Source organism: Exiguobacterium sp. s183 (assembly GCF_018617655.1).
In the GTDB taxonomy this organism is placed as follows: domain Bacteria; phylum Bacillota; class Bacilli; order Exiguobacteriales; family Exiguobacteriaceae; genus Exiguobacterium; species Exiguobacterium aestuarii_A.
On the sequence record NZ_JACSKN010000011.1, the window covers coordinates 1 to 18,388 of the forward strand.

At 49.0% G+C, this 18,388-nt stretch carries 24 protein-coding genes and 2 tRNA genes; 20 read left to right on the forward strand and 6 right to left on the reverse strand.

Translation table 11 applies throughout. The features are described 5' to 3' along the window. The 3 genes from KNP62_RS15020 to KNP62_RS15030 form a co-directional block, all read left to right on the forward strand. Nucleotides 1-991, forward strand: a 991-nt coding sequence (locus tag KNP62_RS15020; protein WP_214786271.1) for a GNAT family N-acetyltransferase, incomplete at its 5' end; no start/stop codon positions are given. After that, nucleotides 991-1,929 (forward strand): coiled-coil domain-containing protein, encoded by a 939-nt coding sequence (locus KNP62_RS15025; RefSeq protein ID WP_214786273.1) that lies wholly within the window; start codon nucleotides 991-993, stop codon nucleotides 1,927-1,929. The genes KNP62_RS15020 and KNP62_RS15025, both read left to right, overlap by 1 nt. 81 nt (nucleotides 1,930-2,010) lie before the next feature. After that, on the forward strand, nucleotides 2,011-2,202 hold the full coding sequence (locus KNP62_RS15030) for a hypothetical protein (RefSeq protein WP_214786275.1): 192 nt from the start codon (nucleotides 2,011-2,013) through the stop codon (nucleotides 2,200-2,202). A gap of 83 nt (nucleotides 2,203-2,285) precedes the next feature. Here the strand turns inward: KNP62_RS15030 and KNP62_RS15035 are convergent, their stop codons facing one another. Beyond that, on the reverse strand, nucleotides 2,286-2,663 hold the full coding sequence (locus KNP62_RS15035; protein WP_214786277.1) for an HIT family protein: 378 nt from the start codon (nucleotides 2,661-2,663) through the stop codon (nucleotides 2,286-2,288). Nucleotides 2,664-2,713: 50 nt separating this feature from the next. Here KNP62_RS15035 and KNP62_RS15040 point away from each other — a divergent pair, with 50 nt between their 5' ends. After that, the gene (locus KNP62_RS15040) at nucleotides 2,714-3,355 is read left to right on the forward strand and encodes a uridine kinase family protein (protein ID WP_214786279.1); all 642 of its coding nucleotides are present in this window, start codon (nucleotides 2,714-2,716) and stop codon (nucleotides 3,353-3,355) included. Here the strand turns inward: KNP62_RS15040 and KNP62_RS15045 are convergent. Continuing rightward, nucleotides 3,340-4,122: a sporulation protein gene (locus KNP62_RS15045; RefSeq protein WP_214786281.1), complete on the reverse strand. Its 783-nt coding sequence runs from the start codon at nucleotides 4,120-4,122 to the stop codon at nucleotides 3,340-3,342. The genes KNP62_RS15040 and KNP62_RS15045 overlap by 16 nt on opposite strands. 138 nt (nucleotides 4,123-4,260) lie before the next feature. Between KNP62_RS15045 and KNP62_RS15050 the strand changes: the two genes are divergently transcribed. From KNP62_RS15050 to KNP62_RS15080, 7 genes are all read left to right on the forward strand, one after another. Next, a tRNA-Met gene (locus KNP62_RS15050) sits at nucleotides 4,261-4,337 on the forward strand. A 25-nt stretch (nucleotides 4,338-4,362) separates the two neighbouring features. Next, nucleotides 4,363-4,439, forward strand: a tRNA-Met gene (locus KNP62_RS15055). Nucleotides 4,440-4,542: 103 nt separating this feature from the next. After that, the gene (tsaE, locus tag KNP62_RS15060) at nucleotides 4,543-4,992 is read left to right on the forward strand and encodes a tRNA (adenosine(37)-N6)-threonylcarbamoyltransferase complex ATPase subunit type 1 TsaE (protein WP_214786283.1); all 450 of its coding nucleotides are present in this window, start codon (nucleotides 4,543-4,545) and stop codon (nucleotides 4,990-4,992) included. After that, nucleotides 4,989-5,645, forward strand: coding sequence for a tRNA (adenosine(37)-N6)-threonylcarbamoyltransferase complex dimerization subunit type 1 TsaB (gene tsaB, locus KNP62_RS15065; RefSeq protein ID WP_214786285.1), 657 nt, complete (start codon nucleotides 4,989-4,991; stop codon nucleotides 5,643-5,645). The genes tsaE and tsaB overlap by 4 nt, the downstream gene beginning before the upstream one ends. Beyond that, nucleotides 5,638-6,099 (forward strand): ribosomal protein S18-alanine N-acetyltransferase, encoded by a 462-nt coding sequence (rimI, locus tag KNP62_RS15070; RefSeq protein WP_214786287.1) that lies wholly within the window; start codon nucleotides 5,638-5,640, stop codon nucleotides 6,097-6,099. Before tsaB ends, rimI begins: the two co-directional genes overlap by 8 nt. Further along, nucleotides 6,096-7,118 carry a tRNA (adenosine(37)-N6)-threonylcarbamoyltransferase complex transferase subunit TsaD gene (gene tsaD / locus KNP62_RS15075; protein WP_214786289.1) on the forward strand — a complete coding sequence of 341 codons (1,023 nt, stop codon included), beginning with the start codon at nucleotides 6,096-6,098 and terminating at the stop codon, nucleotides 7,116-7,118. The genes rimI and tsaD overlap by 4 nt, the downstream gene beginning before the upstream one ends. A 14-nt stretch (nucleotides 7,119-7,132) precedes the next feature. Next, nucleotides 7,133-7,699 carry a hypothetical protein gene (locus KNP62_RS15080; RefSeq protein WP_214786290.1) on the forward strand — a complete coding sequence of 189 codons (567 nt, stop codon included), beginning with the start codon at nucleotides 7,133-7,135 and terminating at the stop codon, nucleotides 7,697-7,699. Nucleotides 7,700-7,747: 48 nt separating this feature from the next. On the opposite strand, the gene KNP62_RS15085 is transcribed toward KNP62_RS15080, so the two are convergent. Next, nucleotides 7,748-8,155 (reverse strand): hypothetical protein, encoded by a 408-nt coding sequence (locus tag KNP62_RS15085; protein WP_026824457.1) that lies wholly within the window; start codon nucleotides 8,153-8,155, stop codon nucleotides 7,748-7,750. Further along, nucleotides 8,152-10,053, reverse strand: a complete 1,902-nt coding sequence (locus tag KNP62_RS15090) for an ABC-F family ATP-binding cassette domain-containing protein (RefSeq protein WP_214748835.1) — start codon at nucleotides 10,051-10,053, stop codon at nucleotides 8,152-8,154. Before KNP62_RS15090 ends, KNP62_RS15085 begins: the two co-directional genes overlap by 4 nt. A gap of 150 nt (nucleotides 10,054-10,203) precedes the next feature. Here KNP62_RS15090 and KNP62_RS15095 point away from each other — a divergent pair, with 150 nt between their 5' ends. From KNP62_RS15095 to KNP62_RS15120, 6 genes are all read left to right on the forward strand, one after another. Continuing rightward, complete coding sequence (locus tag KNP62_RS15095; RefSeq protein WP_015880579.1) at nucleotides 10,204-10,860, forward strand: redox-sensing transcriptional repressor Rex; 657 nt, start codon at nucleotides 10,204-10,206, stop codon at nucleotides 10,858-10,860. Then, nucleotides 10,860-11,078, forward strand: a complete 219-nt coding sequence (tatA, locus tag KNP62_RS15100; RefSeq protein ID WP_034770678.1) for a twin-arginine translocase TatA/TatE family subunit — start codon at nucleotides 10,860-10,862, stop codon at nucleotides 11,076-11,078. Before KNP62_RS15095 ends, tatA begins: the two co-directional genes overlap by 1 nt. A gap of 3 nt (nucleotides 11,079-11,081) precedes the next feature. Then, the gene (gene tatC / locus KNP62_RS15105; RefSeq protein WP_214786292.1) at nucleotides 11,082-11,870 is read left to right on the forward strand and encodes a twin-arginine translocase subunit TatC; all 789 of its coding nucleotides are present in this window, start codon (nucleotides 11,082-11,084) and stop codon (nucleotides 11,868-11,870) included. A 131-nt stretch (nucleotides 11,871-12,001) separates the two neighbouring features. After that, nucleotides 12,002-12,295, forward strand: coding sequence for a hypothetical protein (locus KNP62_RS15110; protein WP_214779874.1), 294 nt, complete (start codon nucleotides 12,002-12,004; stop codon nucleotides 12,293-12,295). A gap of 38 nt (nucleotides 12,296-12,333) precedes the next feature. Continuing rightward, nucleotides 12,334-12,627 (forward strand): hypothetical protein, encoded by a 294-nt coding sequence (locus tag KNP62_RS15115; RefSeq protein ID WP_214786294.1) that lies wholly within the window; start codon nucleotides 12,334-12,336, stop codon nucleotides 12,625-12,627. 171 nt (nucleotides 12,628-12,798) lie between these two features. After that, nucleotides 12,799-14,145, forward strand: a complete 1,347-nt coding sequence (locus tag KNP62_RS15120) for an FAD-dependent oxidoreductase (protein ID WP_214786296.1) — start codon at nucleotides 12,799-12,801, stop codon at nucleotides 14,143-14,145. A 36-nt stretch (nucleotides 14,146-14,181) separates the two neighbouring features. Here the strand turns inward: KNP62_RS15120 and KNP62_RS15125 are convergent, their stop codons facing one another. Then, nucleotides 14,182-14,364, reverse strand: coding sequence for a PspC domain-containing protein (locus KNP62_RS15125; protein ID WP_074032578.1), 183 nt, complete (start codon nucleotides 14,362-14,364; stop codon nucleotides 14,182-14,184). 84 nt (nucleotides 14,365-14,448) lie between these two features. Next, entirely contained in the window at nucleotides 14,449-15,381 is a 933-nt protein-coding gene (locus KNP62_RS15130; protein ID WP_214786298.1) for an ABC transporter substrate-binding protein, read from the reverse strand. Between the two features lie 122 nt (nucleotides 15,382-15,503). On the opposite strand from KNP62_RS15130, the gene KNP62_RS15135 reads away from it, so the two are divergent. Genes KNP62_RS15135 through KNP62_RS15145 form a run of 3 tightly spaced genes read left to right on the forward strand, consistent with a single transcriptional unit; the run spans nucleotide 15,504 to nucleotide 18,330 of the window. Further along, on the forward strand, nucleotides 15,504-16,484 hold the full coding sequence (locus tag KNP62_RS15135) for a FecCD family ABC transporter permease (protein ID WP_214786300.1): 981 nt from the start codon (nucleotides 15,504-15,506) through the stop codon (nucleotides 16,482-16,484). Beyond that, nucleotides 16,481-17,527, forward strand: a complete 1,047-nt coding sequence (locus tag KNP62_RS15140; RefSeq protein ID WP_214786302.1) for a FecCD family ABC transporter permease — start codon at nucleotides 16,481-16,483, stop codon at nucleotides 17,525-17,527. Before KNP62_RS15135 ends, KNP62_RS15140 begins: the two co-directional genes overlap by 4 nt. After that, nucleotides 17,524-18,330, forward strand: coding sequence for an ABC transporter ATP-binding protein (locus tag KNP62_RS15145; protein WP_214786303.1), 807 nt, complete (start codon nucleotides 17,524-17,526; stop codon nucleotides 18,328-18,330). Before KNP62_RS15140 ends, KNP62_RS15145 begins: the two co-directional genes overlap by 4 nt. The last annotated feature ends 58 nt before the right edge of the window (nucleotides 18,331-18,388 follow it).

The window sequence follows — 18,388 nt, forward strand, 5'->3', positions numbered from 1 at the left end:
AAGTAGTTGGGGGATCTCCCCCTGTGAGGATAGGACGTTGCCAGGCAACAACAGAGAGGACGACCGAGCATACGCTCGGTCGTTTTTTTGTTTCATTGAAACTTTCTCCCTTCTTTTCCGTACTAAGTATGAGAAAGAGGGGATTGTTTTGTATATTCGATTAGCCACTTTAAAGGATGTTTCGAGGATTACAGAAGTTTCAACTGCAAGCTTTCGACAAGAGGCAGACATCTTGCAGTTACCAGTAAGAGATTTAAATGTCGAGCCTCCTGGATACGACAATGAACCCATGACACACTATTTGATCGAAGCGTTGACAACCTATGTGACGGAGCAAGACGGTAAACTTGTAGGTGGCATTGTGCTTACGTTGACAGGGGAAGACTATGCACGAATCGATCGTGTTTTTGTACATCCTGATGTTCAAGGGCAAGGAATCGGTAAGGCATTGATTCAATACGTGGAAGCTGAGTATCCACATGTACGGATTTGGGAGCTAGAAACATCAACTCATCAAAAGAGAAATATTCGCTTTTATAAACAGTTAGGATTCCAAGTCGTGTATGAGTCGGATGATGAAGTATGTTTTGTCAAACGAACAAAAGCAAAACCGAGTACACATTGCTTTGAAGAACGGTCATGTGAAGGATGGCAGGCGTACGGGGTAAACGCGAGTCATCTGGCAGTGACGAACAGTAACATTTCTTTATTTGATGCGAGTAACTGTAACTTCAGTCAAAGTCGTTTTCGGAACATTAATTTCCGCGATAGTAAGTTCAGCGATTTGAATTTGTCAGGTTCACAATTCAATTTTGTAACGATGCAAGAGAATGAACGTACTATTCAAATACATCATTCGAATCTGAGAGGTGCTACATTTAATCAATGTGACCTGACGAATGTGACGTTAACAGGATGTGACATCAAAGGTATGAAGATAAATGGCGTTTCAATTGACACCTTGATCAGTACAAAGAGAGGGGAAATATAATGGAAAACCTTGAACAACTCCAATTAGACCTACAACAACGTATCGCCGAGCGTGATCGACTTGTCCGCAAACAAAAGACACTTGAAAAACAGCTAAAGGAACATGAAGCGATACGGAAAGAATTGTTGAATACATTTACGAAAGAACAGCGCGATGTTTACGATCTTGAAAGTTTTTCGCTCGTCAATACGTGGCGTAAATTACGAGGCACGTTTGATGAGCAACGCATAAAGGAAGTAGAAGAAGCTGCTCGTGCTGAACTGAAATTGCGCGAACATGAGAAGATGATTGATGAATTGACGCTCGAGCATCGGGGTTTAAAAGAACAGCTCGAAGGATATGAAGACATAGACACAGAGTGGGAGACCTTCTTAGAAACGAAAGAGGCCCATCTCACAAAAGATCCAGTTGTTCGTCGAGACCTACATGATCTCACCAATCAACAAGCTAAGACGAATGAACTTTTCATCGAATATCGAGAAGCCATTGTTGCGGGTAAGGCAGCACGAGCAACAATTACGAAGACGCTAAAGCATTTAGACAGTGCCAAAGGTTGGTCGACGTATGACACGTTCTTCGGAGGAGGGTTGTTTGCGACGGCAATGAAACATGATGCGTTAGATGCATCCGAGCAGACGATGCATGAATTACAATCTGCATTGGAACGTTTCTCCCGTGAATTGGCAGACGTCCAAGAAATTGTACAGGAATTACATGTCGATCGAGGTTCACTGATTCAGTTCGCAGATTACTTTTTGGATGATATTTTTTCAGAATGGACGATGCATGGACGAATCAATGATTCATTAGATCAAGTGAACGGACTGGATAAGGAGATCAGTCAGCTGATTGCTCGTATGACGAAACAAGTGGAACAGTTAGAACAGAAACTTGAAGAGACTGAAGAAAAAAGAAGACAGCTCATCCTAACGCGATGAGCTGTCTGTCGTAAGAGAACAAACTGAAGAGGTTCATGATGTAGCAGATTCGTTTTCTTACTTGAAAGGAGAAACGCACGGATGAATAAATCAATCGCATTTCTCATTAGAGGAATGGGAATCACAGGTGCCTTACTCGTATTATCGATTCCTTTTTTCTTTAACCCTCCTATATCGACCACACTTAAAGTGGTCAGTCTTGGGTTATTGATGATTTTCATCATTTTCGCTGCATCAGCCATCAGACTTCGGAAACGGATGGAAGATGAATGACGCGTTCTATCGTTAAAGGTGGTCCAAAGTAGGCGCGAGCGTTTGATTCACCTACATGAGGTCAGCTAATTCGGAGTGCTCGTTCATTCCGGTCGTTTTAGCCAATGCCGTAGTCCTTTCCCTGCGTGAGGACCTGCCTCATAACGCGGAATGACGTGCAGATGGGCATGAGGAACGGTTTGGTTTGATGCCGTGCCGACGTTCCAACCGAGCGTGTATCCATCAGGTTGAAACGTTTGATCAAGATGTTCCTTCGCCTGATGAAGTAATTCGTATGTATGTTGCCATTCTAAAAGCGTTAAGTCGAATGTCGTCGCGCGGTGTGTTTTCGGAACAATCACACCCGAGCCAACGAGGACATCTTGTTCGTGGTCATGCATGAGAAAGTAACAAGAGTCATTCTCGGCAATAATGGTTTGATGTGGATCGAGTGTCGGGTGACAAAATGGACAAGTAGACATGAGATAGGTACACTTCCTTTCTATATCAAGTGTACCAAAGGGGGAGAATCATGGAACGACTCATCAATGAAATCGTGCAAAATGTGCAAACAGGAGAACGAACGCTGATTGCTATCTCCGGACATGGGGCAGCAGGAAAGTCGACGCTGGCCGAAAAATTACGGGAACGACTCGGTGATATAAACCTGCTTCACACAGATCCATACATCATCGATTCACAGTTACGGAAACAAACGATCCTCACCTATGAGCAGAATGGAAAAACCCATCATTATAAGATGACGGCTTGTCATCCGGCTGCGCATCATCTGCTGTCACTCGAGCGTGATGTTCGTATGATTCGAGAGGGAATCGGCTTTTACACAATCGATGTCTCATATTTAGAACGTACGTGGATTGACCCGAAAAAAATGATTACGATTATTGAGGGCATGAGTGTCGCATTTCTAGATCTCTCCTCTTTTGACCAATCGATATATCTTTATACGGACGGGGAGACGGAGTTCAAGCGACGCTCACAACGTGATATCCAAGAACGTGGAATGGAAATGGATGACTTACGCGCCTCGCATGACGAGCGACGTCTTCAATATGAGTTGTTCATGCATCCGTATCGCCATCACTTCCAAACCATCGTCAATGCGAGTAAGGATGAAATTCAAATTGAAAAAACCGCTCACGAGGAGCGGTGACTGCGTAGCGTATCTTGAATACCGAGACCGAGCTGTTCTTGCTCACGTTCGAGTTGTTCCCAGGTGAGGGAGCGGTGGCGCAATTCGACGTCAGTCGCCATCGACTCGAGCGTTCGCTGTGTTTCGATGTTGTCGAGCCAGTAGTAGAGGTCGATTCCATCTTCATGCAGACGCCAAAATGATTTGACGACCTCAAACTCATCGGCCCACTCACCGACCGGCTTGAACCCATACTTTTCGACGAACGGATAAGGACGCTCTTCTCCGAGCGGGTCAATCACGTTCCGAACAAACATCGGTTCAAGTCCAGCATGAGCCGTTGCGTCGAGCAATCGTTTCAGTTCAGGCATTGGTTCGATTTCAATATGTTCAATCACGTCAAACCAGACACGTTTCATGTCCTTGTCCCATAACGTCGCTTCCACGCTGTATGGGGCTCCAGCAGACGAAGGGGCATACATCGTCAATTCGAATGAGAACGGAACGTCTTCCTTCGCACCAGGTTCTAGTACGACAGTGAGTGGAATCGGAATTTCTTGAATGTCGGCTTCTCGATTAAATTCATTTCCTTCCATGGTGATGTCTTTAAATGTCGTCAAAAAGTTGAGTGTCAGTTCTTGTAACCGGACGACAGTCGTCGTCGGGTTGGATACGTGCAGGATCCCGGTCACTACCTGCTTCGGAATGAGTGCTGCCGGGTCAAACGTGATGTCGGCTTCGATCTCCGAAAAGAACCATTTCTTGAATCGGTTTCCCCATTTGGACATGGCGGTCGCGCCCCTTTTCTCTAAATTCTATGCTGTTATACCTGTTCCCGATTCCATTTTTCAAAAAACATTGAGAAAAAGGTTGCTTTTTATAACTGTCTCACTTATTATAGAGGATGTCGAAACAATTCAAACCATCGCGGGGTGGAGCAGTCTGGTAGCTCGTCGGGCTCATAACCCGAAGGTCGTCGGTTCAAATCCGGCCCCCGCAACCAATTTTTATTTAATTTCATATGTCGTCGCGGGGTGGAGCAGTCTGGTAGCTCGTCGGGCTCATAACCCGAAGGTCGTTGGTTCAAATCCAGCCCCCGCAACCAATTTTTAAATGAGATAGCGAAACGATAGCGTTTCGTGTTTTTTTTTGCTTAAAATGAAGTGTACAATGAGTACGTATGAGAAGTGATAAAAGGAGAACCATTCATGTATACATTGATTACGCATTCTGCGGCGGAAACGCAGGCAGTGGCAGAACGTTTGGCCATGCTCGTCGAAGCAGGAACGGTCATCACGTTAAACGGTGACCTTGGTGCCGGCAAGACGACGTTCACACAAGGGTTCGCAAAAGGACTCGGTGTCACACGGAACGTCAACAGTCCGACATTCACCATTATGAAACAATACAAAGGGCGCTTACCGCTCTATCATATGGATGTCTATCGACTCGAGGATACGGGGGATGACATCGGTCTTGAGGAATATATCAACGGTGACGGTGTCGCCATCGTAGAGTGGTCGAACTTGATCGAGTCTTCTCTTCCGGAAGAACGCTTGGCGATAACGATTGAACGAGTCAGTGATGAAGAACGGAAATTGACACTCGCTCCAACGGGTGAGCGTTACGTTCAAATCGCCAAGGAGGTGCTCGCATGAAGCAATTGATGATTGATACGGCGACGACACGTTTATCTGTCGCATTAAGTGAGGCTGGAGAAATTCAAGCCGAAGCGACGGTCATGGTCTCGAAAAACCATGCGGTCACACTCATGCCGATGATTGAAAAACTCATGGCAGCTGTGAAATGGACTCCGAATATGCTCGAGCGCATCGTTGTCACGACAGGTCCTGGGTCGTACACGGGAATTCGGATCGGGGTGACGACGGCGAAGACACTTGCTTATACGTTGAACATCCCACTAATCGGCGTGTCCGCTCTTCAACTCATGGCAGCGGCCCCGAATACGGACTTGCCTGTCGTCTCGTTGATTGACGCGCGACGCGGTAACGCTTATATCGGATATTATCAACAGAACAAGGCACTGACGCACGACCAACACGCGTCTGTCGCTGACTGGCTACGACTGAATATCCAAGGACGTTTCCTCGTCGTTGGAGACGTTGAACCGTTCCGTGACGTGTTGAGTGAATATGAGTATGTCGAAGCGCCGGCTGCACATCGTTACGGCCGCGCGAGTGATTTGGTCGTCTTTAGCGATGAGACGAGTGATGTCCATGCGTTTGAGCCAGAGTATTTGCGACTCGCTGAAGCGGAAGCGAAATGGTTAGAGGGTCAAAACAATGTCTGACGTTAAAATTCGTCGAATGACGTGGCTCGATGTCGAAGAAGTGACGAAAGTCGAAGAAGCGTCGTTCTCCATTCCTTGGACAAAAGAGGCGTTCATGAACGAGATGCTTCGAAATGAACAGGCTATTTATTTTGTCGCGGTCCATGACAAACGGGTCGTCGGTTTTGTCGGAGTATGGACAATCGTCGACGAAGGACATATCACGAACATTGCCGTCTTACCTGAATTTCGTGGGCAAGGGATCGGTAATCAACTGTTAGCGGAACTTGTCGCGTTTGCCAAGTCAAAGGGGCTTGTCGGATTGACGTTAGAAGTCCGCGTGTCGAACGTTGGGGCGCAAAAACTGTATGAACAGTTTGGGTTTATGCAAGCCGGACGAAGAAGACGCTATTATCAGGATAATAATGAAGACGCCTATATTTATTGGGCGAAGTTAGGAAGTGACTCAGAATGAACACATCACTGATTCTCTCAATCGAGTCGAGCTGTGACGAGACGTCTGTTGCGCTCGTCAAAGACGGGAAGACGCTATTGTCGAACGTCGTTTCTTCTCAAATTGAGAGCCATAAACGATTTGGTGGCGTCGTCCCTGAAGTGGCGTCTCGTCATCACGTGGAGCGCATCACGTATGTCATTGACGATGCGTTGAGCGAAGCAGGCGTGACGATGGAAGACGTCGATGCGGTCGCGGTCACACAAGGACCGGGTCTTGTCGGTGCCCTTCTCGTCGGCATCAGTGCGGCCAAAGCATTGTCGTTCGCCCATCAAAAACCGCTCATCGGCGTCCATCATATCGCGGGACACATTTACGCGAACGAACTCGTCGAAGAGATGGAGTTCCCACTCGTCTGTCTCGTTGTCTCAGGTGGACATACAGAGCTCGTCTATATGCCAGAACACGGTGTCTTTGAAGTCATTGGTGAGACACGTGATGACGCGGCGGGTGAAGCGTATGATAAAGTCGCACGCACACTCAGCCTCCCATATCCGGGTGGTCCGGCAATTGACCGTTTAGCAGCTATTGGAGAAGATACGTACAACTTCCCACGTGTTCGCCTTGAACCGGGTAGCTTCGACTTCAGCTTTAGTGGCTTGAAGTCATCGGTCATCAACGCCGTACACAATGCGGAGCAACGTGGGGAGACGGTCATCCCGGAAAACTTGGCAGCGAGTTTTCAAGCAAGTGTCGTCGAAGTGCTCGTTGAGAAAGCGATTCGCGCTGTGAAAGAAAAGGGAGCGAAACAATTACTCGTTGCCGGTGGTGTTGCGGCAAACCGTGGACTCCGCGCTGCGCTTCAAGAAGCGACTGCTGCTGAAGGGATTCAACTTGTCATCCCACCACTCGATCTTTGTGGAGACAATGCCGGCATGATCGGGGTCGCGGCACATCACGCGTATGTGCGCGGGAAGCGCGATACACTAGCGATGAATGCGGTTCCTGGGTTATCCTTAGAAGAGAGCATGACAGTCTAGGGGGAAATAGAGACATGACGAAACGCATCATCATTGGAGGACTCATCGTACTACTCGTCGTCGCGACGTTTTTACAAGTACGAGAAATCATCCGCGCTTACAATATCGCCTATCAAGAGGAAATTGTGCCAGAAGAGACACGAGTGAAGTCGTTGACTGGAGAAGAGTCATTAGAAGGTATCGGTCGTGTGACCGGAGAGAATACGCTCATCGAGTCGTTGTATGGTTACGCGAGTGTCATCGACCAAGAACCAGAGCGTGTGATCGTCGTTGATCGCAATCTCGGTGTTCAGCCAAAAGCGAGCGATGCTTACTATGAAATTGAGCGGGGTCGCGAGGCAACAGAAGAAGAGGCTGCGAAGTTTGATGATTTGATCGATGAGCTCGACGAACAGCAACTGTTCGCTCAAGTCATCTCGACACACGAGGCACGCTATGTGACGAATGACGAAAAACCGATGACGTTCTATAAAGTGTTCACACGTGACGTCGATACGAACGAGGCGGTCTTCTTTATCGCCGAGGACGGGACGAAGCTCGATTTCCATACGGTGGGATTCCAACCGTTACGATACTTCTAATATAAAAAGAGGCCAGCGAATTAAAAACGCTGACCTCTTTTTTGCTGTTCAAGCTTTCGGTTGTCGATAATTCTCCCGATGCCACGTGTTGATGCGGCTCACGATGAACACGAGAAGTGCGAGGATCCACATGAAGAGCGTCTCTTCATAAAAGTGGGCCCACACGGATCCCGGTGCATAGAACGTGTGAACCGTCACATCGACCGGCCAGACGACGATACGGATGAAGAGTGTGCTCATGAGCAGGCCACTGAAAAGACTGAGTAGAATCCCAGGCCACGTCTGAATGATGAAGCCGATCACGACCGGTAAAAAGTAAAAAAGAATAGAAGGGACGATCGTCGGCTCCCCGCGGATGAGTTCAGATACGAACTCGGTCCCGGTTGGCACGATATAGGCCAGTCCCGTGAGAAACGCTTGAATGAACTCGATTCGCATGGCACGTGTACGCATCATGTATGGAGTTCCTCCCATTCCGCATAGAGTGCGGTGATGGATTCTTTCGCTGCGTCCGATTCGGTCGACAACTCCTGGGCACGGGCGAAGTCGTTGAAGACATCCGGCTCACAAAGCAACTGTTCAATCTCGTCGAGACGATTCTCATGTTGCTCGATTGCCAGCTCAATCTCTTCGATGCGCTGTTTGATGCGGCGCTCTTCCCGTTGTTGTTCCTTATCGGCACGCTGTTTTTTCACGACGACCTGCTTCGTCTCTTCACGGGCGAGTCTCGCGAGTTCTTCGAGTTCTTCTTTCTTCTCGACGTAGTACGAATAGTCACCGAGATACTCGTCGATGCCGTTCGGCGTGATTTCTAACACACGCGTCGCGAGACGGTCGATGAAGTAGCGGTCGTGCGAGACGAAGAGAATCGTACCTGGATAGTCGAGAAGGGCGTTCTCTAAGATCATCTTCGAGTCGAGGTCTAAGTGGTTCGTCGGCTCGTCCAAAATGAGGAGGTTCGGTTGCTCGAGCTTCAGCTTGGCCAACGTGAGTCGTGCGCGTTCGCCACCTGATAATTCATGGACACGCTTCATGACGTCATCGCCGCTGAAGAGGAACTGTCCGAGAAGACTCCGCACTTCTTGCTCGCGCATGAGTGGCCAGTCGTTCCAAATCTCGTCGATGACACGGTTCGCGTCCGACAAGTTCTGCTGCTCCTGATCGTAGTAGCCAATCTCGACGCCGGTCCCGTAGCGGATATCACCGGTAAGAGCGGCTTGTTGTTTCGTCAATACTTTGAGAAGTGTCGATTTTCCGACCCCGTTCGGACCGACGAGAGCGACGGATTCCCCGCGCTGTAGCTGGAAACGGAGATTTTGGGCGATCGGTTCTTCATAACCGATGGCGAGGTCACTCGCGCTCAACACATCGTTCCCGCTCTGTCGTTTGATGGAGAACGAGAGGACAGCACTGCGTTCGTCACCGTCCGGAGCATCGAGACGGTCGACTTTCTCCAGACGCTTCCGTACGCTTTGCGCCCGTTTCGTCGTCGTCGCCCGGGCGATGTTTCGCTGAATGAAGTCCTGCATCTTGGCAATCTCTTCTTGTTGCGACTCAAACTGCTTCTTCTCTTGTTCGTAGAGAGCGGCCTTTTGTTCGAGATACTTCGTGTAGTTCCCGACGAAGCGGCGGCTCCGATGACGTGACAGCTCATAGACAACCGAGACGACGCGGTCGAGGAAGTATCGGTCGTGGGAGACGATGAGGACGGCACCTTTATAGCCGCTCAAGTACTTCTCTAGCCAGGCGAGCGTCTCGATGTCCAAATGGTTCGTCGGCTCGTCCAAGATGAGCAGGTCGGGACTTTGAAGGAGCATCTTTGCCAAGGCGAGACGTGTCCGTTGTCCACCAGAGAGCGTGTCGATCCGGCGCTCGAAGTCGTCCGGATAGAAGCGCATCCCGTGAAGGACCGAGCGGATCGTCGCTTCATACTGGTAACCGCCGCGCTCTTTGAACGTGTGTTGTTCTTCATCGTAAGAGGAGAGGAGGCGTTCGTACGCAGCGGCGTCGTTTAGAATCCGTTCGGATCCCATGTCGGCTTCCATGCGACGGAGCGTCTTCTCTTGCTCGATCAAGTCCGTGAAGACGGTGAGCATCTCGTTCCAGATCGTCTCGTCGGATTCGAGCCCTGAGTCTTGGGCGAGATAGCCGATTGTGACGTCTTTTGGCTTCATGATGTCCCCAGAGTCATAGTTATATTCACCGGCGATTACTTTCAAAAGCGTCGACTTCCCGGCCCCGTTTCGGCCGACGAGGGCGACGCGTTCGCCTTCTTGGATTTCGAGTTTGACGTTTTCTAAAATCGGCTCGACGCCGAAGGATTTGGATAAGTTATTGACTTGCAGTAGGATCAAGTGAAAAAACCCCTTTCTCTCTATTTAGTATACTGTATTTTTCAGCGATTTTAGGTATATTCGTTGAGTGGTCATGTGAATTCGTTTACAATCAAGGTGTATGAAATTCAGATTCGTTTGTAACGTGTCGTAAAAAGGAGGCTCTTTCCGTTGAGTCAAAACGAACCAAAGATTCCACAAGCGACAGCCAAACGGTTGCCACTATACTATCGATTTATTCAAAGCCTGCACGCGTCAGGTAAACAGCGTGTCTCTTCAGCAGAACTGAGTGAGGCGGTCAAGGTCGATTCGGCTACGATTCGCCGTGATTTCTCGTACTTCGGTGCGCTCGGTAAAAAGGGATATGGCTATAACGTGCAGTATCTGTTAGACTTTTTCCGAAAGACACTGAATCAGGACGAGATTACGAATGTCGCCTTGGTCGGGGTCGGTCACCTTGGGACGGCATTCGTCAACTATAACTTCCTTAAAAACAATAACACACATATCGTCGTCGGGTTCGACGCAGACGAGACAAAAGTCGGCACGACGATGTCAGGCGTCCCGATTCATCATGTCGATGAGATGGAACAGATCATGAAGCAAAACAAGATCGACGTCGCCATTTTGACGGTACCTTCTGCCTATGCGCAGTCCGTCGCAGACGACTTGGTCCGTTTCGGCATCAAGGGCATCTTGAACTTCACACCGGCACGACTTACCGTACCGGACACAGTTCGCGTCCATCATATCGATTTGTCGATTGAGCTGCAGTCACTCATTTACTTTATGCAACACTATCCAACCGCTGAGGGGGTCCATCAATAATGGAATTACTAGCATCATCACTCGTCGTCGGGATTCCGGGTGGGGCGAGTCTATTCATCATCGCCATCATCGCGCTCATCATCTTCGGACCGAAGAAATTACCGGAGTTTGGTCGCGCGGCCGGACAAACGCTTCGTGAGTTCAAAAATGCAACGAACGGCATGATGAACGAGCACGACGAGAACGACAAGAAAGCTATCGAAAAGAAAGAGCAGTAAGCCATGAATCATCAACCTGATCAAGAGCGGGAACTCACCGATCACTTGACAGAGCTGCGGAGACGACTGATGCTATCTGCATTTGTCGTCTTTGCCTTCTTTTTGATGGCTTTGCCGAGTGTCAAATATGTACTCGCGTACTTGCAAGAAGATCTCGTCGAACGCGGGCTCGAACTGAACGCCTTTGGGGTCGCGGACCCGCTCATGATTTACTTGAACTTGGCGCTCATCATCGGCCTGATTGCGGCGAGCCCATTCCTACTGTATCAAGTGTGGGCGTTTGTCGCACCCGGTCTGCATCCGAATGAACGGAAAGGTACCCTTGCCTATATCCCGATCATCTTCGGATTGTTCTTGATCGGCCTTGCGTTCGCCTACTACTGGTTATTCCCGCTCGTCCTCGATATCTCGACGGACCTCGGGCAAGACCTCGGACTCGAACAAATCATCGGGGCGAACAATTACTTCACGTTCTTGCTGCAACTGACGATTCCGTTTGGTCTATTGTTCCAGTTGCCGGTCGTGACGATGTTCTTGACCCGAATTGGTGTCGTGACCCCGTACTTCTTATCAAAGATTCGAAAGTACGCATACTTCGCCCTATTCGTGATCGCGGCATTCATCACACCGCCGGATTTGACGTCGCACCTTATGGTGTCGTTACCACTCTTCTTCCTATATGAAATCAGTTTATCGATTTCACGTATCACCTACAAAGGGGTGCTACGCCGGGAAAAAGAGGCGATGGTGCAAGAACAGATGGATTTAATGAAACAGATGAATGAAAAATGAGCATCGTTCCGTAAGTGGAATGATGCTTTTTTGTTGTGACATACTGTTATGATAGGATACGAGTGATTGAGAAATTTTTCCATTTTGTATGCTATAATAAAACGAGGCACATATGTAAGGGAGGATGCACGATGATTCGGGAGTACAACGGAGAGGACTTTATATTGCTAGGCACGATGACAACCATCTTACTGTTTTTCTTATTTTTCTCTATACAATCTCGATTGCGACGTCAATTCATCGTTTCGTCGTTGCTACTCGTGACTGGCTATATCTTCTTTTTTGTCGGAATGACAATCGTACGTGGTTGGGACGCGATCGGCTGGCTTGCACTAGGGCTGATCTTGTACGTGCTTGGTATGATTCTTCACGTTGGCATTGTCATTTATCAGAGAGTGAAAAGTAGACGTGAAGGAGAGTCTTGAAAGAGTCGTTCCAATCAAGTTATGAGGAGATAAAAAGGATGAATGACATTATCATTTTGCTCGTATTGCTGTTTGGACTGACACTGGGAGTCATCATTTCAACGTATCAAATGATTCGAACGAAGAAACAAAGGCCTTTTCCATTCATCTTGAATACAGTATTGGTCGTAAGTGGCTATACGCTATTGGTTGGCAGTTTGATGCTTGGATACGGATGGGGAGCATTGTGGTGGGCGGTCGTCGGGCTCGCTATGAACGTCTTCGGTTTGATCGTGCATCTATTTGTAATAATCTATCATCTATTATTGAAAAAGCGGCGAGTCCGGTCATGAGAATGAGCGGATTTTTTCTGTTCAAACTTTAGACACTTTTACGTGAAAAAGTGAGCAAAGTCATTGAATCTTATATTGTGAAATAGTACACTAAGGTCAAGAAGTAAATGTGATGTTTATCACAATATAAAACGAAACGTATTGTTTAACATAAAAGGAGAGACGACTCATATGAAAATCGCAGTCATCGGATGTACACACGCAGGAACAGCAGCAGTCAAAGGATTACTCGCCAAGCACGACAATCTCGATATCACCGTTTACGAGCGGAACGATAACGTTAGCTTCCTCTCGTGTGGGATTGCGCTCCACGTTGGTGGTGTCGTCCAACGTGCGGAAGAGTTATTCTACTCGTCACCACGTGAACTTGAAGAACTCGGTGCGACGATGCGCATGAAACATGACGTCTTGTCGATCGACTCCGAAGCGAAGACGGTCCACGCTAAAAATCTTGAGACCGGTGAAGACGTGCATGACACGTATGACCGCTTGATCGTCACGACGGGTTCATGGCCGATTGTCCCAACGCTCCCAGGGATTGAAATGAATGGAATCGAGCTCTGTAAAAACTATGCGCATGCCCAACGCATCATCGAGCGGGCGACAGATGCGACGAAGATTGCCGTCATCGGGGCGGGCTATATCGGGGTCGAACTCGTCGAGGCGTTCGAAGCATACGGAAAACATGTCACATTTATCGATAGTGCCGACCGCATCTTAAACAAATACCTCGACAAGTCGTTCACAGATCCACTAGAAGCGGACATGACAAGTCGCGGAATCGACCTCGAACTCGGTCAGACGGTTGAAGCGTTCCGTGGTACAGATGGAAATGTCACACATGTCGTGACGGACAAAGGTGAATTTGAGGCAGATCTCGTGATTCTCTGCGTCGGATTCCGTCCAAACACAGGACTCCTCGAAGGACAGGTCGATATGCTTGGGAACGGCGCCATCATCGTCGATGAATATATGCGTACGAGCAACCCCGATATTTTTGCGGCAGGTGACAGCTGTGCCGTCTACTATAACCCGGCACGCACACATGCCTACATCCCACTTGCGACGAACGCTGTCCGTATGGGAACGCTCGTCGCGGAAAATATGATGCAACCACGTGTCCGCTACCAAGGGACGCAAGGAACGTCAGGACTTCGACTCTACGACTGGAACATTGCGTCGTCTGGTTTGACAGAAGAAGCGGCAGCTCTATTCGGACTCGACGTAGAAAGTGTCATCATTGAGGACGCGTATCGTCCGGAGTTCATGCCGACCGCAGAGAAAGTTGAATTCAAACTAGTCTATGAAAAAGAAACGCATCGGATTGTCGGAGGACAAGTGTTATCGAAAGCGGATTTGACGCAAGCGGTCAACACGCTCTCCCTCGCCATCCAAAACGAGATGACGGTCGAAGAACTCGCGTACGTCGACTTCTTCTTCCAACCTCACTACAACAAACCATGGCACTTCTTGAACAGCGGAGCGCTTGAAGCGATGAAAGATAAAGTGAATGCCTAACAAGAAAACGCGGAAGCTAACAGCTTTCGCGTTTTCTTATAGATAGCGTGGCGCATCTTTCATGGAATTCGTCAAAATCATATAAAGAAGGAAACTCCCAGGGAGAATCAAAAAGATGAGTCGAACTCCGATTGAAGAAATACCAAAGTATTCAGCAATCCCACCGCATACTCCAGACAGAGAGCGGTCCGTCGCGGACTTACGAAGTGTACGTTGCATAGCAAAGCTCCTTTTGAGTTGATATGAAAATTTTACCATATGAATGTATGAAAAAGCGCACCAATACAATTGGCGCGCTACTGATTATTTCAACATGTCGACGAGTTCATCAAGCACTTGGTTGGCAGAAAGGACGCCACCTGATGTGTTCCAAATGTCATCACTGACCTCTGTCACTTCACCTGCTTTGACGGCATCGAGGTCTTTCCATAACTGGTTCGACTGCCATTCTTCTGCTGTTTTTGATCCGTCTGCTCCGCCGTATGTGAAGTAGACAATATGGTCGCCAGCCATCTCTGGGATGCGTTCCATCGTGATTTCTTCAGCAAACTCGGTACGATCTTGCGAAGCTGGACGTTTTACCCCGACATCTCCTAAGATGACACCCGAGAAGCTATCCGTGAAGTATATGCGTGACGCGCCAGGAAGGAAGCGGACGACAGAGAGTTCTTTGTTCACGGCGTCTCCGAGTTCAGCTTTCGTATCTTCGACGTGCTGATCGTAAGCAGCTAACACTTCGTTCCCTTCTTCTTCAAGGTTGAGTGCGTTCGCATAAAGGGCGAAGTTTTCTTGCCAATCGCCTTTGAGTGTTTCTGACATGACTGTTGGCGCAATGGCGTTCAATTTGTCGTAGATGTTCTCTTGACGAAGTTTTGTTCCGATGATGAGGTCTGGCTTGAGTTTCGCGATGGCCTCTAAGTTGACTTCACTTTCTGTCCCGACTTCTGTGACATCTGTCATCTCGGATTCGATGTGTGGATACCACGGGTCACCGTTCCAAGATTTGACGGCTCCGACCGGTTTGACGCCAAGGGCGAGAAGGGCCTCTGTCCCTTCATTCGTCAAAACAACGATGCGTTCCGGATTTTCAGGTACGTCGGCCGTTCCCATTGCGTGCTCGATTGAGCGAGTTGCCGTCTCTGAACTTGTGTCGTTATCTGTATCGTCTGATCCACCGCAAGCGGCGAGGACGACAGTTAAGCAAAGCGTAAGTAACGCAAGCATCCACTTTTTCATTTGAAATTCTCCTCTATGTAAGTGATTTTCCTATCTGACTATAAATGATAATGATTCTCACTGTCAACCCCTTTTTCTGGAACGCAATATTTGCTATGGTAGGAAAGGAAAGAAGTGAGGACATGAAAAAACCTTGGATCAAATTACTTCTCTTGATCATTTGCTTACCAATTTTAAGCTATATCAGCTTGCGCGTCGGTGTCATCGCCGTCAGTCATGAAGATCTGATGACGTTCCAAGCAGACAATTCATCACAAGCGATGATTGCGTTGGCAGACAATCGGATCCCACGTACAGTCGTTGCGCTACTCGTCGGGAGCGTACTCGGTCTCGCCGGTCTCATCTTTCAACTTGTGACGCGTAACCCGCTCGCATCTCCCGATATTTTGGCTGTGAACGCAGGTGCGAGCCTGGCCATCGTGCTCGTGACCCTTTTTGGGTTTAGCAGTATTGCCTCATTCACGACAGCTTCGCTCATCGGAGCGTTTATCGCCGGTGTGATCGTGTATCTGCTAAGTGCGAATGGTGGGAACGTCATGTATATGACACTTGCGGGTGCATCGCTCGCTGCTCTATTCAGCTCATTCACTCAGTCGATTATCGCTTATGAGGAAGGCGCGCTCGATGAGGTACTGTTCTGGTTGACCGGGTCGGTCGCTGGACGCTCGCTCAGTCTTGTCGAGGTCTTATTGCCATGGATGATGGGGGCGGTCGTACTCGTCCTGCTTCTCAGTAAAGAGCTTGAGACGTTATCGCTCGGAGATCAGGTAGCACGTTCGCTCGGACAAAATGTCGATGTCATCAAGTTTCTCGCGGTGACACTAGCTGTCGTGCTCTCCGCATTCGGGGTGGCGCTCGCAGGACCGATTGCATTTGTCGGCCTACTCGCTCCCCATTTGGCGAAATATGTGTTCGGAACGGCCTTTTTCGCTCGTCTCGCAGGAAGTGCCCTAATCGGAAGCGTCCTGTTGCTTGCGGCCGATATTTTAGGACGAGTCATCTTGTTCCCACGTGAAGTGACGGTGGGCGTCGTGCTCGCGGTCGTCGGTGGGGCATTCTTCATCTATCTCGTCAGTGTCAGACAAGGAGTCTTTAAATCATGAAAACATATCGCTTTCGAAAAGGTCCCGTCTCGTTCACGCTCCGAAAGCGTGAAATCGAGTTGGCCCTCCTACTGATCACAGGGTTACTCCTGTCAATCTATTTCGGGCTCGCAATCGGCGACACGTTCCTCAGCCCGGCTTCGCTCGCAGCTTTGTTCGTCGGAGCGGGGGATGCGTTCGAACAGCTCGTCGTCTTCGAGTTTCGGATGCCACGCGTGTTGATGGCCATGACTGCCGGTGCGAGTCTCGCCGTCAGTGGCCATTTGTTACAACTGACGATTAAAAATGAATTGGCCTCCCCAGAGATTTTCGGGATTGTCGGTGGCGCCGGAGTTGCGACAGCCACGTTTTTCACCGTCTTCACGGATGAGCGAACGAACCAACTGTCGGTCCCGCTCGCTTATATCCCGATTGCCTCGTTTCTAGGAGCAATCATTGTCGGCATGTTCCTCTTTTATTTATTAAAACGTGGAGTTCCACCCGTCCGTCTTGCCCTCGTCGGGATTGGGATCAGCATCTTCTCGCAAGGGATTGTTCAGTTCATGATGCTCGCCTCGAACGTTTATCGGAAAAATGATATTCAGCAATGGCTTACCGGTACCGTCTACGCCGCGACGTGGAATCAACTGAAGATCATGGTGCCGTTCGTACTCCTCTTTTTATTGGCGGCCTTTTTAATTGAACGTCACGTTCGCCCCCTTCATATCAGTGAGGCGACGGCGACGAGCATCGGCGTTCCGGTACGCGGGATTCAGCGTGGAACGCTATTGCTATCGTGTCTACTGGCCGGAATTGGTGTCGCTTTCGTCGGTGCGATCGGGTTTGTCGGATTGATGGCACCTCATATCGCCCGTCAAGGATTGAAGCTCCCTTACGTATGGGCGACGCTTCTCGTTGGGGCAACAATCGTGGTGTTGGCGGACGTACTCGCCCGGACTATTTTTTATCCGTACGAACTAAGGACTGGCGTGATGACGGCTGTCATCGGAGCGCCGTATTTCTTCTATTTACTTCGACGGATGATGAAAGGAAGCATGAGATGAACACATTTGATTTGAAACAAGTGACCATCGGATATGAACAAAAGACAGTGCTCGATCATTTATCGTTCTCTATTCCCCATGGAAAAATCACCGTTCTTCTCGGGGCGAATGGATGTGGGAAGTCAACCCTCCTCTCGACGCTCGCGAGACAGCGAGATGCATTAGGCGGGGAGATCGCATTTCGGGAAAAACCGCTTGATTCGTATCGCGCGAAAGAGGCGGCTCGACTCATGGCATTCATGCCGCAAGTAAACGTGGCACCGGATGGATTGACCGTCGAACAACTTGTCCGCTTCGGTCGTTATCCGTATCAGACGTTCTTCAAACGATACTCGGAAGACGATGAACGGGCGGTTGAGCGGGCACTCGCCTTCACGGATACAGTGTCGCTCCGTGACACGCTCGTTAGCAACCTTTCCGGTGGACAAAAGCAACGGGTATGGATCGCCTTGGCACTCGCCCAAGAGTCGGAGACGATTTTGCTCGATGAACCGACGACATACTTGGATATGTCGCACCAAATCGAGATTTTGGATTTAATGTATCGATTGAATCGGTTAGAAGGCAAAACCATCATCATGGTACTTCATGACCTCCATCTCGCTTGTCGCTATGCCGATCATGTCATCGCTCTCGCAGATGGTAACGTGTATCGGGAAGGCAGTCCGAACGATGTCGTCGACGAGACGTTCATGAAAGACGTATTCGGTCTCAAGGTCGTCGTAACCGAAGACCCGCTATATGGAACACCGCTCTGTGTACCGTATTCGCACTACGAGTTGAATGAAAAACGACCGACCTGAACCTAGTCTACGGACTAGGTTTTTTTACGGAAAAGCAGGGAAAAAGAGTAGGGTAAGT

What these genes read in the sequence shown, in the direction of transcription:
- KNP62_RS15025 (WP_214786273.1), top strand. Translation starts at nt 991, where the DNA reads ATGGAAAACCTTGAACAACTCCAATTAGACCTACAACAACGTATCGCC.
- KNP62_RS15030 (WP_214786275.1), top strand. Translation starts at nt 2,011, where the DNA reads ATGAATAAATCAATCGCATTTCTCATTAGAGGAATGGGAATCACAGGT.
- KNP62_RS15035 (WP_214786277.1), bottom strand. Translation starts at nt 2,663, where the DNA reads ATGTCTACTTGTCCATTTTGTCACCCGACACTCGATCCACATCAAACC.
- KNP62_RS15040 (WP_214786279.1), top strand. Translation starts at nt 2,714, where the DNA reads ATGGAACGACTCATCAATGAAATCGTGCAAAATGTGCAAACAGGAGAA.
- KNP62_RS15045 (WP_214786281.1), bottom strand. Translation starts at nt 4,122, where the DNA reads ATGTCCAAATGGGGAAACCGATTCAAGAAATGGTTCTTTTCGGAGATC.
- tsaE (WP_214786283.1), top strand. Translation starts at nt 4,543, where the DNA reads ATGTATACATTGATTACGCATTCTGCGGCGGAAACGCAGGCAGTGGCA.
- tsaB (WP_214786285.1), top strand. Translation starts at nt 4,989, where the DNA reads ATGAAGCAATTGATGATTGATACGGCGACGACACGTTTATCTGTCGCA.
- rimI (WP_214786287.1), top strand. Translation starts at nt 5,638, where the DNA reads ATGTCTGACGTTAAAATTCGTCGAATGACGTGGCTCGATGTCGAAGAA.
- tsaD (WP_214786289.1), top strand. Translation starts at nt 6,096, where the DNA reads ATGAACACATCACTGATTCTCTCAATCGAGTCGAGCTGTGACGAGACG.
- KNP62_RS15080 (WP_214786290.1), top strand. Translation starts at nt 7,133, where the DNA reads ATGACGAAACGCATCATCATTGGAGGACTCATCGTACTACTCGTCGTC.
- KNP62_RS15085 (WP_026824457.1), bottom strand. Translation starts at nt 8,155, where the DNA reads ATGATGCGTACACGTGCCATGCGAATCGAGTTCATTCAAGCGTTTCTC.
- tatA (WP_034770678.1), top strand. Translation starts at nt 10,860, where the DNA reads ATGGAATTACTAGCATCATCACTCGTCGTCGGGATTCCGGGTGGGGCG.
- tatC (WP_214786292.1), top strand. Translation starts at nt 11,082, where the DNA reads ATGAATCATCAACCTGATCAAGAGCGGGAACTCACCGATCACTTGACA.
- KNP62_RS15110 (WP_214779874.1), top strand. Translation starts at nt 12,002, where the DNA reads ATGATTCGGGAGTACAACGGAGAGGACTTTATATTGCTAGGCACGATG.
- KNP62_RS15115 (WP_214786294.1), top strand. Translation starts at nt 12,334, where the DNA reads ATGAATGACATTATCATTTTGCTCGTATTGCTGTTTGGACTGACACTG.
- KNP62_RS15120 (WP_214786296.1), top strand. Translation starts at nt 12,799, where the DNA reads ATGAAAATCGCAGTCATCGGATGTACACACGCAGGAACAGCAGCAGTC.
- KNP62_RS15125 (WP_074032578.1), bottom strand. Translation starts at nt 14,364, where the DNA reads ATGCAACGTACACTTCGTAAGTCCGCGACGGACCGCTCTCTGTCTGGA.
- KNP62_RS15130 (WP_214786298.1), bottom strand. Translation starts at nt 15,381, where the DNA reads ATGAAAAAGTGGATGCTTGCGTTACTTACGCTTTGCTTAACTGTCGTC.
- KNP62_RS15135 (WP_214786300.1), top strand. Translation starts at nt 15,504, where the DNA reads ATGAAAAAACCTTGGATCAAATTACTTCTCTTGATCATTTGCTTACCA.
- KNP62_RS15140 (WP_214786302.1), top strand. Translation starts at nt 16,481, where the DNA reads ATGAAAACATATCGCTTTCGAAAAGGTCCCGTCTCGTTCACGCTCCGA.
- KNP62_RS15145 (WP_214786303.1), top strand. Translation starts at nt 17,524, where the DNA reads ATGAACACATTTGATTTGAAACAAGTGACCATCGGATATGAACAAAAG.